The sequence below is a fragment of the Nocardioides albertanoniae genome (genome assembly GCF_006716315.1).
GTDB classification, from domain to species: domain Bacteria; phylum Actinomycetota; class Actinomycetes; order Propionibacteriales; family Nocardioidaceae; genus Nocardioides; species Nocardioides albertanoniae.
On the sequence record NZ_VFOV01000001.1, the window covers coordinates 2,756,613 to 2,770,707 of the forward strand.

At 70.9% G+C, this 14,095-nt stretch carries 15 protein-coding genes; 5 read left to right on the top strand and 10 right to left on the bottom strand.

Features of this window, described 5'->3' with window-relative positions:
• The first annotated feature begins 91 nt into the window (after nucleotides 1–91).
• Genes FB381_RS13195 through FB381_RS13205 form a run of 3 tightly spaced genes read left to right on the top strand, consistent with a single transcriptional unit; the run spans nucleotide 92 to nucleotide 4,027 of the window.
• Nucleotides 92–889, top strand: coding sequence for an ABC transporter ATP-binding protein (locus tag FB381_RS13195; RefSeq protein ID WP_141780707.1), 798 nt, complete (start codon nucleotides 92–94; stop codon nucleotides 887–889).
• A gap of 25 nt (nucleotides 890–914) precedes the next feature.
• Nucleotides 915–1,931, top strand: a complete 1,017-nt coding sequence (locus tag FB381_RS13200; RefSeq protein WP_141780708.1) for an iron-siderophore ABC transporter substrate-binding protein — start codon at nucleotides 915–917, stop codon at nucleotides 1,929–1,931.
• Nucleotides 1,928–4,027, top strand: a complete 2,100-nt coding sequence (locus FB381_RS13205; RefSeq protein WP_211352421.1) for an iron ABC transporter permease — start codon at nucleotides 1,928–1,930, stop codon at nucleotides 4,025–4,027. The genes FB381_RS13200 and FB381_RS13205 overlap by 4 nt, the downstream gene beginning before the upstream one ends.
• A gap of 29 nt (nucleotides 4,028–4,056) precedes the next feature.
• On the opposite strand, the gene FB381_RS13210 is transcribed toward FB381_RS13205, so the two are convergent.
• The 9 genes from FB381_RS13210 to FB381_RS13250 all read right to left on the bottom strand — a co-directional run bounded on the left by FB381_RS13210 (nucleotide 4,057) and on the right by FB381_RS13250 (nucleotide 11,889).
• Complete coding sequence (locus FB381_RS13210; protein WP_141780710.1) at nucleotides 4,057–5,103, bottom strand: sensor histidine kinase; 1,047 nt, start codon at nucleotides 5,101–5,103, stop codon at nucleotides 4,057–4,059.
• 45 nt (nucleotides 5,104–5,148) lie between these two features.
• Nucleotides 5,149–6,351, bottom strand: a complete 1,203-nt coding sequence (locus FB381_RS13215) for an oxygenase MpaB family protein (RefSeq protein ID WP_141780711.1) — start codon at nucleotides 6,349–6,351, stop codon at nucleotides 5,149–5,151.
• Between the two features lie 68 nt (nucleotides 6,352–6,419).
• Nucleotides 6,420–7,607 carry an MFS transporter gene (locus FB381_RS13220; RefSeq protein WP_141780712.1) on the bottom strand — a complete coding sequence of 396 codons (1,188 nt, stop codon included), beginning with the start codon at nucleotides 7,605–7,607 and terminating at the stop codon, nucleotides 6,420–6,422.
• Between the two features lie 2 nt (nucleotides 7,608–7,609).
• Nucleotides 7,610–8,659, bottom strand: coding sequence for a MerR family transcriptional regulator (locus FB381_RS13225; RefSeq protein WP_170225148.1), 1,050 nt, complete (start codon nucleotides 8,657–8,659; stop codon nucleotides 7,610–7,612).
• A gap of 107 nt (nucleotides 8,660–8,766) precedes the next feature.
• Nucleotides 8,767–9,546: a TrmH family RNA methyltransferase gene (locus FB381_RS13230; RefSeq protein ID WP_141780714.1), complete on the bottom strand. Its 780-nt coding sequence runs from the start codon at nucleotides 9,544–9,546 to the stop codon at nucleotides 8,767–8,769.
• An 85-nt stretch (nucleotides 9,547–9,631) separates the two neighbouring features.
• Nucleotides 9,632–10,015: a 50S ribosomal protein L20 gene (rplT, locus tag FB381_RS13235; protein ID WP_141780715.1), complete on the bottom strand. Its 384-nt coding sequence runs from the start codon at nucleotides 10,013–10,015 to the stop codon at nucleotides 9,632–9,634.
• 45 nt (nucleotides 10,016–10,060) lie between these two features.
• Nucleotides 10,061–10,273 carry a large ribosomal subunit protein bL35 gene (locus FB381_RS13240; RefSeq protein ID WP_008359371.1) on the bottom strand — a complete coding sequence of 71 codons (213 nt, stop codon included), beginning with the start codon at nucleotides 10,271–10,273 and terminating at the stop codon, nucleotides 10,061–10,063.
• Nucleotides 10,274–10,342: 69 nt separating this feature from the next.
• Entirely contained in the window at nucleotides 10,343–11,023 is a 681-nt protein-coding gene (gene infC / locus FB381_RS13245) for a translation initiation factor IF-3 (RefSeq protein WP_141780716.1), read from the bottom strand.
• Between the two features lie 371 nt (nucleotides 11,024–11,394).
• Nucleotides 11,395–11,889, bottom strand: coding sequence for an SseB family protein (locus tag FB381_RS13250; protein WP_141780717.1), 495 nt, complete (start codon nucleotides 11,887–11,889; stop codon nucleotides 11,395–11,397).
• A 147-nt stretch (nucleotides 11,890–12,036) separates the two neighbouring features.
• Between FB381_RS13250 and FB381_RS13255 the strand changes: the two genes are divergently transcribed.
• Both FB381_RS13255 and FB381_RS13260 read left to right on the top strand, forming a co-directional pair.
• Nucleotides 12,037–12,528 (top strand): hypothetical protein, encoded by a 492-nt coding sequence (locus tag FB381_RS13255; RefSeq protein WP_141780718.1) that lies wholly within the window; start codon nucleotides 12,037–12,039, stop codon nucleotides 12,526–12,528.
• Between the two features lies 1 nt (nucleotide 12,529).
• Nucleotides 12,530–13,114, top strand: a complete 585-nt coding sequence (locus tag FB381_RS13260) for a nucleoside/nucleotide kinase family protein (RefSeq protein ID WP_246088094.1) — start codon at nucleotides 12,530–12,532, stop codon at nucleotides 13,112–13,114.
• On the opposite strand, the gene FB381_RS13265 is transcribed toward FB381_RS13260, so the two are convergent.
• Nucleotides 13,111–14,058 (bottom strand): TauD/TfdA dioxygenase family protein, encoded by a 948-nt coding sequence (locus tag FB381_RS13265; protein ID WP_141780719.1) that lies wholly within the window; start codon nucleotides 14,056–14,058, stop codon nucleotides 13,111–13,113. The genes FB381_RS13260 and FB381_RS13265 overlap by 4 nt on opposite strands.
• Nucleotides 14,059–14,095 lie beyond the last annotated feature (37 nt).

The following is a 14,095-nucleotide window of genomic DNA, read 5'->3' on the forward strand; positions in this document are numbered from 1 at the left end:
CGGTCCCGGGGTCGAGGCTCGCGCAGAACGCCTCCTGCACGTCCCGTGGACCCCCTGAACACGCGGGATCTACTTAGGATAGCCTCACCTCATGCTTCCTGCGCTCTCCGGTGACGACCTGGTGCTCGGCTATGCCCGTGCCACCGTCGTCCATGGGGTCTCCATCGGTCTCGAGTCGGGGCGGGTCACCGCACTCATCGGGCCGAACGGGTCGGGAAAGTCCACGGTGCTCCGCTCCCTCGCCCGGCTGCACCGGATGACCTCCGGATCGGTCTCGCTGGACGGCGACGACAGCGCCCCGCTGGGCGCGCGCGAGTTCGCGCGCAGGGTGACCCTGCTGTCCCAGTCGCGCCCGCACCCCTCGGGCCTGACCGTGCGCGACATCGTCGGCTTCGGCCGTCATCCCCACCGCCGGCGCTTCGCCGCCCTCACCGAGGATGACCTGGCGAGCATCGACCGGGCGCTGGACCTGACCGGCACCGCGCGGATGGCGGACCGGCCGGTCGACCAGCTCTCCGGTGGCGAGCTGCAACGCGTGTGGCTGGCCAGCTGCCTGGCCCAGGACACCGGCGTACTGCTGCTCGACGAGCCAACCAACCACCTCGACCTGCGCTACCAGGTCGAGATCTTGGACCTGGTCCGCGACCTTGCGGACCACCACGGGACGGCCATCGGCGTCGTCCTGCACGACCTGAACCAGACCGCCGCCGTGGCGGACCAGGTCGTACTGCTGCACCACGGCGTTGTGCACGCCGCCGGCGAACCCGCTGACGTGCTCACCGCCGAACACCTCTCGCAGGTGTACAGACTCCCGATCGAGGTGACCTCCGATCTGGAGACCGGGCGCGTCCGGGTCGAGCCACGCGGCAGGCATCACGTCCGGCGCTGACGCCGGCGGACACGAAGAGGAAGACATGATTCGACGTACGACCACTGCTGCCCTGACGACGGCGTGTGCGGCCCTGCTGCTCACCGCCTGCGGCCAGACGACCACCGCCACCGAGACCGACAAGTCCCCGAAGTCGGCCTCCGCCGGCTGCGAGGGGGTCAAGACCTCGACCGGCCCGGTCAGCCTGACCGACGCCTACGGCAACAAGGTCGAGCTCGACAAGCCCGCCTCCCGGGTCGCGGTGCTCGAGTGGCAGCAGACCGAGGACCTGCTCAGCCTGTGCATGGACCCGGTGGCCGTCGCCGACGCGAAGGGCTACCGCACATGGGACTCCGCCGAGGAGCTCGGCAAGGACGCCACCGACGTCGGCCTCCGGGGTGAGCCCAACCTGGAGACGCTCTTCGGCACCGACCCCGACCTGATCATCGTCGAGGCCTACACCCCCGACGACGAGATCCTCAAGCAGCTCGCCAAGTACGACGTCCCGGTGCTCGCGACCAAGGGCGCCGATGCCAAGGACCCGGTCGGCAACATGGTCACCACCTTCGAGATGATCGCCGAGGCCACCGGCCGGGAGGCGCGGGCCGAGGACGTCGTCGGCGACTTCGAGGACAAGCTCGCCGCGTCCAAGAAGGCGGTCGCCGACGCCGACGCCGCCGGCACCGAGTTCGTCTACTACGACGGCTCGATCGACGGCGCCAACGTGGCGATCCGGCCCTTCGGCCAGGGCTCGCTGATCGGTGAGCTCGGCGAGGAGATCGGCCTGAAGAACGCCTGGACCGGCGAGGTCGACCCGGCGTACGGCCTCGGCCAGACCGACATCGAGGGCATGACCACCGTCGGCGACGCCACCTTCTTCCACACCGGCACCGTCGACCCCGCCGGCGACATCAACGCCGAGCTGGCCAAGAACAAGGCCTGGAAGTCGATCCCCGCCGTCAGCGAGGACCGCACCCACGCCTTCCCCGAGCGCATCTGGACCTTCGGTGGTCCCAGGTCGGCCGAGCAGGTCCTGGACGCGTACGTCGACCTGCTCAAGTGACCGATGTCGTCAAGGTCTCGCGAGCAGGTGCCGGAGGCGCTTCCATCGTTCTCCTGTGCCTGCTCGCCGGGCTGCTGCTCACCGCCTCCTGGCATCTCACCCAGGGCACATCGGGCGTAGGGCCCGCCGATGTCCTCGACGCGCTGCTCGGTCGTGACCAGTCCCACGGCGCGACCGCGTCGACGATGGAGATCATCACCGGCTCGCGGATCCCCCGGCTCGCCGCGGGCATCGCGGTCGGTTTCGCCCTCGGCGTCGCCGGGGCGCTCCTGCAGTCGCTCGCGCGCAACGCGATGGCGGCTCCCGACACCCTCGCGGTGACCGGCGGGGCCTACTTCGCCGTCACCCTGGTCGCCGCCTTCGGCCTGTCGGTCCCGTTGTGGGCCTCCGGCATCACGGCATTCCTCGGCGGCCTGGTGGCCGCCGGCATCGTCCTCGCGCTCGCCGGCGGCGCGGGCACCTCGACGACCCGGCTGATCCTGGCCGGCTCGGCTGTGGCGCTCGCGCTCCAGGCCGGCACCTCGACGCTGCTCATCCTCTACGCCGAGGAGACCACGAGCCTGTTCGCCTGGGGCAGCGGGTCGCTGAGCCAGCTCGGGCTGCAGGCCTTCTGGCAGGTGGCACCGGTCGTCGTGGTGGCGACCGTCTGCGGTCTGCTGCTCGCCCGCCGCCTCGACCTGCTCTCCGCCGGCGACGACGCCGCCTCGGTGCTCGGCGTCCCGGTCCGCTCCACCCGGGCGGTCGGCACCGTCCTCGCGGTGCTGCTCACCTCGGCATCGGTGACGCTGGCGGGGCCGATCGGCTTCGTCGGGCTCTGCGCCCCGGTCCTCGTCCGGCTGCTCGGCCGGGTCGTCCCGACGCTGAACCGGCACGCCGCGCTGCTGCCGGCCGCCGGTCTCGTGGGTGCCCTGGTCGTGGTCGTCGCCGACGTCGTGGTGCGAGGCGTGATCGGTGCGGACGAGGCCATGTCGGTGCCCACCGGCGTCACGACGACGATCGCCGGTGCGGTCGTGATGGTGATCCTCGCCCGCGGCGGACGTGACTCCGGCCCGACCCGGCGCCCACCCGGCGCCACCGTCACCATCCGTAGCCGGGTCCGGTTCCTGGTGGTGCTCGTGGTGCTGCTCGCCCTCACCGTCGGGTCGACCGTCGTCGGTCTGCTCGCCGGTCACCAATGGCTCTACACCGGCGACATCCTCGCCTGGCTGCAGGGCGAGGGCATCCCGCTCGTGCGGTTCGCCCTCGACGAACGCGCGCCGCGGGTCGGCGCCGCCGTCCTTGCCGGTGGTGCGCTCGCCCTGGCGGGCACCTTCGTCCAGGCCACCTGTCGCAACCCGCTGGCCGAGCCCGGGATCCTCGGCATCACCGGCGGAGCCGGCGTCGGAGCGGTCGTCGTGGTGACCGGGCTGTCCTCCGGCTGGAGCGGCGGCACCTCGGCCGCGGCTTCGACGCCCAGCATGCTCGTCGCCGCGACGATCGGATCGCTGGTCGCCTTCGGTCTCGTCTACGGCCTGGCCTGGCGGCACGGGATCGACACCGACCGGCTCGTGCTCATCGGCATCGGTGTCTGGTACGGCTCGGTCTCCCTCAGCACCTTCCTGCTGGTGCGCTCCAACCCGTGGGACACGCCGCGGATCTACACCTGGCTGTCCGGATCGACCTACGGTCGCAGCTGGGAGCAGGTCGTCCCGGTCGCCGTCGCCCTGGCCGTCGCCGTCCCGGTCGCGTTCATGGTGCGCCGCGAGCTCGACCTGCTCACCCTCGACGAGGACACGCCGCGACTGGTCGGGGTCTCCAAGGAGCGGGTCCGGATGCTGATCCTGCTGACCGCCGCCGTCCTCACCGCGATGGCGGTCTCGGCGGTCGGTGTCGTCGGCTTCGTCGGTCTGGTCGCCCCGCACATCGCGCGGGCGCTGGTCGGCGGACGCGCCATCCGCGTCGTACCGGTCGCCATACTGGTCGGCGCCGTCCTCCTCGTCGTCGCCGACGCCATCGGCCGCACCGCCATCAGTCCCGCCCAGGTCCCCGCCGGCCTCGTCGTGGCCCTCATCGGCGCGCCGTACTTCATCTTCCTCCTCGCCCGCTCCCGCCCCTGACGGCCCACCTCCCGAATCGGCTGCGAGCGTCAGGCCGACGGCGGGGTGCGGGGCCAGCCGACCACGATGCGGGCACCGCCGCCGTCGGCGTCGGCGATCGTGACCGAGCCGCCGTGGGCGCCGGTCAGGCCGCCGACGATGTAGAGGCCCAGCCCCGAGCCGCCGCGGGCGCCGTGCTTCCAGAACTTCGTGAACACCCGCTGCCGCAGCTCGTTCGGGATGCCCTCGCCCTCGTCCTCGACGACGAGCTGCACCTGGGCGGGGTCGTCCGCGGAGACGCCGAGCCTCACGGTGACGACGCCGTCGCCGTGGCGTACGGCATTCTCGACGAGGTTGGTGACGACCTGGGTGAACTTGTCGGGGTCGGCGTGGATCTCCAGATCGTCGTCGCCGCCGGCCTCGATGTCGAGCGCCACCGGGCGCGCGGTCGCCGACCGCACCGACTCGACCACGCGCGTGACCAGCACGGGCGCGTCGCTGGCGCGCGGGTAGAGCTGGAGCCGTCCGGTGTCGATCCGGGCGACGTCGAGGAGCTCGGCGATCAGCCGGGAGAGCCGGTCGGAGTCGGAGGCGACCGTCGTGAGCATCAGCTTCTTCTGGTCGTCGTTGAGCTTGTCCCACCGGTTCAGGAGCGCCTGCACGAAGCCCTTGACCCCGGTCAGCGGCGAACGGAGCTCGTGGGCGACGGTGGCGACCAGATCGGACCGCTCCCGGTCGAGACGTTCGCGACCACGGCCGGAGCGCAGCGAGATGGAGACCTGGTCGACATCCTCGGCGAGGCTCGGTCGCCGGATGGTCGAGACGACGAGCGCCTCGGTGCCGTCGGGCAGCAGCCAGGTCTGCTCCGGGGTGCCGATGACCGTGCGCAGGCTCGTGTAGGGCCGGTTGGCCTCGATCCAGGTCTGGCCCTCCGTGTTGCGCAGCGCGAGCACCTCACCCAGCGGCCGGCCCAGGCTCGCGCACGGGTCGACGCCGAGCATGCGCCCGGCCACCGCGGAGACGAGCACGACGCTGCCTGCGCCGTCAGCGACGACCACACCGTCGGGAAGGGCATCGACGAGATCACGGGCGTCCACGCCGACACCCTAGCCCGACCTACCCGGCCCAGCCCTGACTCAGCCTTACTCGGGCCGGTTGCTCAGCGGCAGCGTGATCGGCGCGGACCTGCCCGGCGAGAAGTAGATCTTGATGAACGTGTGCACAGCCTCGGGAAGGAGGTTGGAGACGATCGGGATGTGCGGCACGCTGCTGTTGTAGGAGGTCACCACCAGCGGCACCGCGGAGGCCCAGATCGGAGCGAGCACCGGGTCGTCGTCGAAGTCGATCATGTCTGCGTACGCATCGCCGATCACGTAGCGGCCCAACGACTCCAGCTCGTGGCGCAGCACCGGGTTGCCCTCGCCGATCACCGCGTCGAGCAGCGACTGGGCCAGCTCGGCGCCTTCGCGGGTCGCCCCGGTGGCCGGACCCATCACCTGGTCGTACTGCGCGTACGCCGCATCCCAGTCCTTCGGCAGATACTGCTCCTGCACGCCCAGCAGGTAGAGGTCGACGTTCCACGCGTGCAGGAACGCGTCGGCCAGCTCCTGGCTCGGCGCGATGTCCCACTCGGTGAACTTCTTCATCACCCAGGTGCCGAGGCTGTGGAAGGTGACCAGGATGTCGGCCTGGCTGATCGGGATCTCCTGGCCCGCGCCGACTCCTCTCCAGTGCGGTGACTGCGGCAGCAGGTGGCGCACGGCGGCGTGGACCATCCGGGTCTTGACCGAGTCGACCATCAGCCGACCCGAGGCGGTCCAGCCCTGGGCGTCCATCACGTCGTAGCCCAGCGCTGTGGTCTTCGCGATCCGGTCACGCATGTCGGAGCCGCCGTAGGAGTAGTAGACCGACCATGCCTCTCGTTTGATCGCGCAGCTGATCAGGCCGCTGCCGAGGGTGTAGAGGAGAGCGAGGAAGAAGCCGTACCTCTCCTCGTTGAACGTGCCGGCCAGCTTCAGCTTGCCCTGGTCGGCCCAGGTCGGGAGCTGGCGCGCCTCCTCGATGAAGTCTGCGAGATAGCCCGGCAGGCCGTCGGGCACCGGCTGGTCGTTGGTCGTCCAGGGTTCGAGGATCTCGTTGATCTCGGCGACCTTGTCGATGCCTTCGCCGTAGAGCCGCTCGATGACGGGGTCGGCGCGCACGTCCCAGACGTAGTCGGGATCGAGCCCGTCTCCCACGCCGGCGATCGACGCGCTGGGCGCCCACGTCCACAGCGGAAAGGTCGCGCCGGCCGCGGCCGCCGCTCCTCCCGAGGCCAGCAACCGTCGTCTGCTCAGGTTCGTCATGCCGTGCTCCTCTGCTTCGCCGTCGAGAACTCCTCCCACTCGAGTGAAACAGATTTGCTTCCCTTGTATCAGACCCCCCGGGGTATCGGTTCAGGTAGTCGGACGACGCGGACGGCCGGCGGGACGGTGACCAGGAGGAGTGCGCCGACGATGACGAGAGCGAGACGCACGTCGACTCCGGCGGCGAGACCGAGCAGCGGGGTCGCGACCAGCACCGGGCCGGTCTGCGCGAGCTGGGTCAGGCTCGAGAACCGGGCGAGCATCTCCGGCGGGGTGCGCGCGACGTAGGCCGGGAAGAGGTAGGTGGTCAGCGTGGTGGCGCCGACGCCGACGAGGCCGATCGCGAACACTCCCGCCCAGATCTCCGTACGCACCCCCAGCAGCACCACGCCGGCGACGGCGACCAGGGGGCCGGCGACCGCGACCCGCCCGGACGGTGCGCCGCGCCGGGCGACGACGAGCGTCATCACCAGTCCCCCGGCCACCCAGGCGCCGGAGACGAGGCCGGTCTCCGCCGCGCTCCAGCCGCGTTCGCGGCCGGCGAGCGGCAGCGCGAGCATGACCAGCGGCAGCACCGACGCGGCGAGACCGGTGATGGCCACGAGCACCGGCACGACCCCCGGGGTGCGGCGCGCGGCCCGCGCGCCGTCGACCAGGCTGCGCCAGACCGAGACGTGGCCGGGCTCGGGAGCCGGCTCGTGCGGTGGTCGCACCAGGAGGAGCGCGGCGAGCACGAGGACGTAGGTCGCCGCGTCGAGCCCCGCGGTCAGCGGCAACCCACCCTGGCCGAGCAGGAATCCGCCGGCCGCGGGGCCGGCGGTGCGCGCGATCTGGTGGGCCGAGCCGACCAGCGCCATCCGTCGGTCGAGGTCGTCCACGCCGAACAGCCGCGGGAAGACGCCCTCGGCCGGTCTGCGCAACGCCTGGATGGTGCCCGAGAGGGCGCCGACCACGATCAGCATCCACAGGCCGGCGCCACCGATCGCGCCGACCGCGAACGCGGCCATGACCAGCACCATCGCGGCATCGCAGGCCGCCATGGTGCGACGGATCCCGATCCGGTCGGCGAGCACTCCCCCGGCGAGCACGAGCACCGCGAGCGGGATGCTCTCGACGGTCAGCACCAGGCTGGCCGCGTCGGCCCCGAAGCCGGCCGCCGCCCAGCCGAGCGCGAAGAAGGTCACCGAGTCACCGAAGACCGATGCGGTCGACGCTGCCAGCCAGGGGCGGAACCCCTGGCCTTCGATCAGGCTCATCCTCAGCTCGCCGGGTCGTGGCGAACCGGCATGACCAGCGCGGTGAACCCGGGCTGGTAGGGCGAGGTGACCACGACCGGTCGGTCGGGCGCGGTCACCGCCAGCTGCACCTCGCCGCCCAGGCACGTCGCCAGCGCGCGACCGAACAGAGCGGTGCCGAGGCGCAGCCGCATCGGCGGGCCGGTCACCACGCCGCGTACGTCGCTCTGCTCGGCGGTGTGCGGTGAGCGCAGCCGCGTCTGGTCACCGAGGAAGAGATCGACCTCGGCGTAGCCGGCCGCGTCGAGGCCGGCGATCAGGTCGGCCCTCGCCAGGACCGCGTGGGTGACGGTCGGCTCGAGACCCGCCAGCACCAGCCGGTGGGCCGGGTAGGTTGTGTCGCGGCCGAGGTCCTGGCCGGCGAGTGTCAGGGTGCCGTCGGCGATCCGCAGCTCGGCGGTGGTGATCGCGTCGAGCCGGTCGGCCAGCGCGGCCGCGTCGGGCAACGACAGCACAGCCCGGCCGCCGTCGCCCTCGGCGGCTGCCGCCAGGGTCCGCACCGCCATCCAGTAGCGGTTGGTCGCCACCACGTCCACCCCGGCAGCATCGCCGCCGACGTCGATGAGCACAGAGGCGAGCTCGGAGGCCGGGTCGGACTCGGCCGCGTGCCGCACCTGCCGGATCGCCGCGGCCAGCACGGGACCGGCCAGCTCGACGAGCGCCGGCCGGGCGGCCGGGCCGGCGTCGACGGCGGCCAGCACCCCGCGTACGGCCTCCTCGGCCCGCGCCGAGCGGGCGCTCTGGACCTCGAGGAAGCCTGCCAACGCATCGCGGGCCTCCCCGGCGGGCGAGTCGAGCACGACCCGCATCGTCTCGATCGGCACCCCGGCCTCGCGCATGCCCACGATCAGTCGGGCCCGCTCGGCCAGCTCAGGGGTGTAATACCGATATCCGGTGCCGGAATCGACCTCCGCCGGCACCAGCAACCCGCACTCGTCGTAGTGACGCAGTGCGCTCGCGGTCAGGCCCACGGCCCGCGCGAACGCCCCGATCGTCAACAGTGGCTCGTCCATGCCCGCAACCATCGTCCTTCAGGTCAGATGAAGGTCAAGACGCAGTCGAGAAGTCACTCCTGCAGGTTGAGAGGTCTCCATGGTGACCTCTCAACCTGCAGGAGTGACTATTCGGCGTGGTGGGCCTTCGCACTGGCGTAGACGCAGAGCGCGGCCGCGGTGGACAGGTTGAGCGACTCGGCCCTACCGAAGATCGGGATGCTCACGATCTCGTCGGCCTCGGCGGCGAGCTCGGGCGGGAGCCCCCAGGCCTCGTTGCCCATGAGCCAGGCCGTGGGCCGGGCCAGGAGGGCGTCGGCGGTGAACAGGTCGGCAGTGCCGTGCATGTCGGCGGCCAGGACGGTGAGCCCGGCGGCCTTGGCGGCCTTGACCGCGACCAGCGGGTCGCGCTCGACGGCGACCGGGAGGTGGAACGCGGAGCCGACGGAGGCGCGGATGGTCTTGGGGTTGTAGAGGTCGACCGAGTCACCGGCGAGGATCACCCCGCTCGCGCCGGCCGCGTCGGCGCAGCGGATGACGGTGCCGGCGTTGCCGGGATCGCGTACGTCCGCACAGATCACCACGAGCGGCCCTGCGATGTCGTTCAGTCGCACGTCGAGGAACCGGCACAGCGCGACCACGCCCGCCGGGGTGACCGAGTCGGAGAGCCCGGCCATCGCTCGGTCCTCGACGAGGGTCACCCGCTGATCGGCGAGCAGCGAGGCGTACGTCTCGGCTCCCGCCTCGGTGGCGAAGATCTCCTGCACGCAGCCATCGACCCCGAGGGCGCCTTCGACCGCTTTCGGGCCGTCGGCCAGGAAGAGACCTCGCTCCGCGCGCACGGAGCGGCGGGCGAGCTTACGGATCTCCTTGAGACGCGCGTTGGCAGCAGAGAGAAGCACACTCACCCCATGATCGAGTCGGTGGACAAATGAAACGTGGGAGTCCCGGTGCCACCAGGTGACACCAAGACTCCCACGATCAGAGTCAGGCTCAGGCGCTCGCCGGGGCGTTGACGTCCTCCGGGAGGGCGGCCTTGGCCTGGGCGACGATCGCGTTGAACGCGGCCACGTCGTTGACGGCGAGGTCGGCGAGGATCTTGCGGTCGACCTCGATGCCGGCCAGGTTGAGCCCCTGGATGAAGCGGTTGTAGGTCATGCCCTCGGCGCGCGCCGCGGCGTTGATCCGCTGGATCCACAGCTTGCGGAAGTTGCCCTTGTTCTTGCGGCGGTCGTTGTAGGAGTAGACCAGCGAGTGGGTGACCTGCTCCTTCGCCTTGCGGTAGAGGCGCGAGCGCTGGCCACGGTAACCGGAGGCCCGCTCGAGGGTGGTGCGACGCTTCTTCGCAGCGTTCACTGCGCGCTTGACGCGTGCCATTTCAGTGCTCCTTGAATGCTAGGGAAAGTTCGGGTGATCGAGCGCTCAGCGACCGAGCAGCTTCTTCGCGCGCTTGACGTCGGCGGGGGCGAGCTCCACCAGACCAGCGTTGCGACGGTGCTTCTTGCGCGAGCCGGTGGTCGGGGCGGAGGCGAACGCAGCCCCGGACTTACGGCCGGCCTGCAGGCGCTGGATCTTCCCGGAACCGGTCACCTTGAAGCGCTTCTTGGAACCGGAGTGGGTCTTGTTCTTCGGCATTGTTCTTCTCTCTCTCGTCGTCCGGCCGGTCACGGGGCGCCGCGGCGGCGGAAGTCAGTGGGTCGACGCTCAGACGTCGATGTCGGGGTCGAGGTTCTCCGAGCGGCGCTTGACCTTCTTGGTGGCCGTACGCCCCGCGTTGGCCGCGGTGCGCTCCGCCTTCTCGGCGGCCTCGTCGGCCTCGCGCTCGGCGGCCTTCTCCTCCTTGGCGTTCTTCGCCTCGACCTTGGCCTCGGCCTTCTTCTTGTGCGGGCCGAGCACCATGATCATGTTGCGGCCGTCCTGCTTCGGCGAGGACTCGACGAAGCCCAGCTCCTGGACATCGTCGGCCAGCTGCTGCAGCAGGCGGAAGCCGAGCTCGGGGCGGTGCTGCTCACGACCGCGGAACATGATCGTGATCTTGACCTTGTCCCCCGCGTTGAGGAACCGCACGACGTGACCCTTCTTGGTCTCGTAGTCGTGCTTGTCGATCTTCGGACGAAGCTTCATCTCCTTGATGATCACGTTCGTCTGGTTTCGACGGGCTTCACGGGCCTTCTGGGCGTTCTCGTACTTGAACTTCCCGTAGTCCATGAGCTTGCAGACCGGCGGCTTGCCCTGCGGGGCGATCTCGACGAGGTCGAGGTCGGCCTCCTGCGCCAGGCGCAGCGCGTCAGGGGTCGGCACGATGCCGACCGTCTCTCCGTTGGGACCAACGAGGCGGACCTCGGGAACCCGGATCCGGTCGTTGATACGAAGCTCAGTGCTGATGTGTCCTCCAGTTGTCGTGGATGCGGAGGCTCTTGGTCCTTGCGACCCGGGCCGCGTGCACGGGCGGTCCGGGAAATGAAAAAGGGCTTCCGCTGATAGTTACCAAGCGGAAGCCAGTCAGGACGCTCACCCGAGCAGGGCTCGCACCACCGATTCCATCGCCCGAGGGCGTTGTCTTCGGGACCGGACCCGACGACCTGTGTTTCAGGGCGGTCGATGCGGGTGGGAGAACGCTTTCGTGATCTCCGCTTGTCAGATCGAACCGACGAAGTACGCCGGCTGATCGGTCAACACGGAACGTTACTGCAACATTCCGCGCTGTGCCCAATCCTGGGCCTCAGTCCTGCGGTCTCAATCCAGGGCCCCGACTTTCAGGGCCGCACCCACGCCGTACGCTGCCCGACCGTCGCCAGCTGCCAGCCCTCGGCCACCTTGCGCAGGTCGTCACCCTCGATCGCGAACGGCACCGGCCCGGCGAGGTCGAGCACGAGCGCGTCGGCGCCGTCGTGCACCGCGGCCTGGGCGGCGTCGAGCAGCGAGACCGGCACCGGACGGGCATCGGCCTGCCAGGCCCGCAGCGCAGCGGTGCCGGTGAACCCCAGCAGCGCCTGACGACCGTCGGCGCCGGTGAGCAGCACGGTGGCCATGTCGGAGGTCTTGTCGTGAGCCAGACCGGCCTCGTCGACCTCGACCTCGCCCAGCACCGCGACCACCGGCACGAGCACCCGTGCCGCGGCCAGCGCGCTGAGCACGTCGCCGTGCGTGGACTCGCCCGCTGCGTAGGACTGCAGCACGGCCGCAACCTCAGGACTGGTCTCGCCGGTGTCGCCGGGAAACGCGGTGCCGAGGAGTCGCTTGTCGTTCATCTCGGACATTCAACCTCACCGCGGCGCCACCGCCGAACTCCACGTCGGCGCCCCCGGCCCGGCCAGAACCGCGCCCGAGCCTGATCTCGGGGTGGTCTCAGGGGATATCCGGGTGGCGGCTCACCGCCACTGTGGGAGTCTGGAGGCATGGACCAAGGCGCCTACCTCGCACTAGCCGCCGCGCTCACCGTGCTGGGCGCGATCTGGACATGGGTCGCGTTCCGACGGCGCGGCCTGGGCTTCGGCGTACGGGCTCTGGGGTGGACGCTGCTGGCGCCGGCCGCCTACCTGACCGGCCTGCTGCGCGCCGGCGGACGGATCGTCGATGCGATCGCCGACTGGGCCGGCCGTCTGGTCTTCAGCCCGACGGTCTGGATCGGCTTCGCGGTCGCCGCGCTCGCGATCGTGCTGATCTTCCTCTCCCGCGTGCTGCCTTCCAAGGAGAGGTCGACCCGGGCGAGCAGGGCAGCGGCCCGGAAGGAACCCGGCGTCGAGAGTGGCGGCCAGGCCGGCGTGACCGGCGCCGCTGGTCCGGCCTCGGTCGGTGCCTCGAAGAAGTCCAAGGGCGCTGCGGTCGAGGAGGACGATGACGACATGGCCGACGTCAACGACATCTTGAAGAAGTACGGCATCTCCTGACGTGCCCCAGCCTGATCAACCCCGCGCTGATCGGCCCGACCGCATCGGCAACGCCGCCGCGGACCTGCTGACCATCACGATGAGCCGACCCGCGAGCCTCGGCCCGGGGCGGGTGATCTGCGTCGACGGCCCCGCCGGGTCGGGCAAGACCACTGTGGCCGATGCCGTCGCCGGCCTCTCCGGCTCGCCGGTGATCCACATGGACGACCTCTACGCGGGCTGGGACGGCATCGCCGAGGGCATCGCCCAGTTCGAGACGATCCTGACTCCTCTGGTCGAGGGCGCGGCCGGCTCCTACCGTCGCTACGACTGGCACCGGGGTGAGTTCGCCGAGACCGTCCTGGTGCCGCCCGCTCCCCTGCTCGTCATCGAGGGCGTCGGCAGCGGCGCCGCGGCCTACTCCGACCTGCGCACCGCCCTCGCCTGGGTCGACGCACCACCTCAGGTACGCCGCGCCCGCGGCATCGAGCGCGACGGCGACACCTTCGCTCCGCGCTGGGACGAGTGGGCGATCGCCGAGACCGACCTGTTCGCCCGCGAGATGACCGCCGCCCGCGCCGACATCGTCGTGCTGACCGACGACTAGCTGATCAGCTCGTCGAGGCGCGAGTAGGCCCTGGCGTCACCCTTGAGCACCACCGAGGAACGGCCGTCGACCGAGACCGGCACGTCACCGGCGATCGTGACCCGGCGCATCTCGCGCGGGTGGTGGTCGAAGTCGGCCACTGCGTAGTGCTGGGTGGCGCGGTTGTCCCACATCGCGACGTCGCCGGGCTGCCACCCCCAGCGGATCGTGTTCTCGAGCTTGGTGACCCGGTCCTGGAGCAGGTTGAAGAGGTGGATCGACTCGGTCGAGGTGAGCCCGTCGAACTCCTTGACGAACGAGCCGAGCACGAGGGTCCGCTCCCCCGTCTCCGGGTGGACACGGACGACCGGGTGGCGGGTCTCGAAGTCGACCGAGGCGAAGTCGTCGCGTGAGTAGTTGGCGTCGGGCTGGTCGTGCTCCTCGTCGCGCTGGGCGTAGTCGTAGGAGTTGGTGTGCACCGCCCACAGCTCGTCGGCCAGCGCCCGCAGCGGAGCGGGCAGCCGGTCGTAGGCGGCTGCGGTGTTGGCCCAGATCGTGGTGCCGCCGTAGGGCGGCAGGGTCACCGCGCGCAGCACCGAGATCGCCGGCACCCGGTCGACGAAGGTGACGTCGGTGTGCCAGGCGTTGGCGGCCATCCCGGCGTTGGCGGTGACCCGCAGCACCCGCCCGGAGCCGGTGTTGACCGTCGGGTGGGCCGTCGTGAGCTCGCCGAACCGCGCCGCGAAGACACCCTGCGCCTCGTCGGTGAGCCCGTCCTGTCCGCGGAAGAAGAGCACCTTGTGACGCAGCAGCGCGCTGCGTACGTCGTGGATCTGGGCGTCGTCGGCCTCGGCGATGCTCAGGCCCTCGATGACGGCGCCGATCCGGGCGCCGGCTCGGCGCACGCGGATGCCCGACGGTGTCTCGACGACGCCCTCGGGGCGGTGCAGCTCGGTGATGGTCACGTGGACCCCTTCCAGTCGTGGGATGTTGGGCAGCGGG

What these genes read in the sequence shown, in the direction of transcription:
- FB381_RS13195 (WP_141780707.1), top strand. Translation starts at nt 92, where the DNA reads ATGCTTCCTGCGCTCTCCGGTGACGACCTGGTGCTCGGCTATGCCCGT.
- FB381_RS13200 (WP_141780708.1), top strand. Translation starts at nt 915, where the DNA reads ATGATTCGACGTACGACCACTGCTGCCCTGACGACGGCGTGTGCGGCC.
- FB381_RS13215 (WP_141780711.1), bottom strand. Translation starts at nt 6,351, where the DNA reads ATGACGAACCTGAGCAGACGACGGTTGCTGGCCTCGGGAGGAGCGGCG.
- FB381_RS13220 (WP_141780712.1), bottom strand. Translation starts at nt 7,607, where the DNA reads ATGAGCCTGATCGAAGGCCAGGGGTTCCGCCCCTGGCTGGCAGCGTCG.
- FB381_RS13225 (WP_170225148.1), bottom strand. Translation starts at nt 8,659, where the DNA reads ATGGACGAGCCACTGTTGACGATCGGGGCGTTCGCGCGGGCCGTGGGC.
- rplT (WP_141780715.1), bottom strand. Translation starts at nt 10,015, where the DNA reads ATGGCACGCGTCAAGCGCGCAGTGAACGCTGCGAAGAAGCGTCGCACC.
- FB381_RS13240 (WP_008359371.1), bottom strand. Translation starts at nt 10,273, where the DNA reads ATGCCGAAGAACAAGACCCACTCCGGTTCCAAGAAGCGCTTCAAGGTG.
- FB381_RS13250 (WP_141780717.1), bottom strand. Translation starts at nt 11,889, where the DNA reads ATGAACGACAAGCGACTCCTCGGCACCGCGTTTCCCGGCGACACCGGC.
- FB381_RS13255 (WP_141780718.1), top strand. Translation starts at nt 12,037, where the DNA reads ATGGACCAAGGCGCCTACCTCGCACTAGCCGCCGCGCTCACCGTGCTG.